Genomic DNA, 1,000 nt, shown 5'->3' on the forward strand with positions numbered 1-1,000 from the left:
ATCGAGATACTCCGCATGCGCTGGCAGCGCCTCCGTATTTACCGCCGTCCGGGGTCGGTGTTGGTTGACTACCGCATCCTGCGCAATTTTGTTCGTATTTATCAGTTCACAGGATTTACTCAATGAACGCTCTATACCTCCAGTATGTACGTGAACAGCTAATGGTAGCGACAGCCGATTTAAGCGGGGAGACTAAAGGGCAGCTTTTGGCCTGGCTGGAGAACGCGCAATTCGACACGAAAAACTATCCCCGAAAAAAACAGCGTATCTGGGACGAGGAAACAGAAAGCTGGATAACGTTAAATAACCCGCCAATCCCCGGCAAGCAGTCGCTGGCGAAAGGAAGTGCTATCCCGCTGGTAAAGCCTGTGGAATATTCCACTGCCTCATGGCGCCGGGCGGTTCTTTCACTCGATGAACACTACAAGGCGTGGTTGTTGTGGAATTACAGTGAGAATACCTGCTGGGAACACCAGGTCGAAATAACACGTTGGGCGTGGGAGCAATTCAGCCAGCAACTGGAGGGTAAGCGGGTAGCTAAAAAGACTATTGACCGCCTGCGCCAGCTTATCTGGCTTGCAGCGCAGGATGTGAAATCGGAATTAGCTGGCCGTGATGTCTATCAGTATGGTGATCTCGCTGCACTGGTGGGCGTTAACAAAACAAACTGGTCTCAAAATTACGTGGAGCATTACGAGGCAATGACCAGACTGTATAAGAGATTAGACTCCCAGGCACTACATCACGTTGTACAATCACGTTCACAGCAAAAAGCAGCAAATTATCAGCAATGTATTGCATAAATGAACTAATTAGCATATATTTTATGTAAATCTGATATCGTCGCCATAGCTTCAATCGTCGACCAAACAAATTCAAGCCCTGCGGATAACACCGCGGGGCTTTTGCGTTTCTGGAGGGGATCAATTACTAAATTCGTAGGCGATTCTTGGAGGTGCTGCGTGGCCCATCTCTTTTAAAATAATATTGGTATACTCGA

Annotated in this window: 3 protein-coding genes; 2 read left to right on the forward strand and 1 reads right to left on the reverse strand. The window is 48.1% G+C overall.

Annotated elements, in window-relative coordinates; genetic code table 11:
* Nucleotides 1-126 (forward strand): YlcG family protein (locus tag ACLJRU_RS23335; protein WP_198872566.1); only part of this gene is annotated, 126 nt, incomplete at its 5' end.
* A complete protein-coding gene (locus ACLJRU_RS23340) occupies nt 123-803 on the forward strand; it encodes a bacteriophage antitermination protein Q (protein WP_000993185.1) in 681 nt (226 codons plus the stop codon). The genes ACLJRU_RS23335 and ACLJRU_RS23340, both read left to right, overlap by 4 nt.
* A 120-nt stretch (nt 804-923) precedes the next feature.
* Here ACLJRU_RS23340 and ACLJRU_RS23345 read toward each other — a convergent pair.
* The coding region (locus ACLJRU_RS23345) for a PipA/GogA/GtgA family type III secretion system effector (protein ID WP_139774152.1) at nt 924-1,000 on the reverse strand (77 nt) is incomplete at its 5' end.

Origin of the sequence: Salmonella sp. SAL00653 (assembly GCF_046552515.1) — a bacterium.
GTDB lineage: Bacteria > Pseudomonadota > Gammaproteobacteria > Enterobacterales > Enterobacteriaceae > Salmonella > Salmonella enterica.

Coding starts and splice junctions, on each gene's coding strand:
- ACLJRU_RS23340 (WP_000993185.1), top strand. CDS start 123: ATGAACGCTCTATACCTCCAGTATGTACGTGAACAGCTAATGGTAGCG.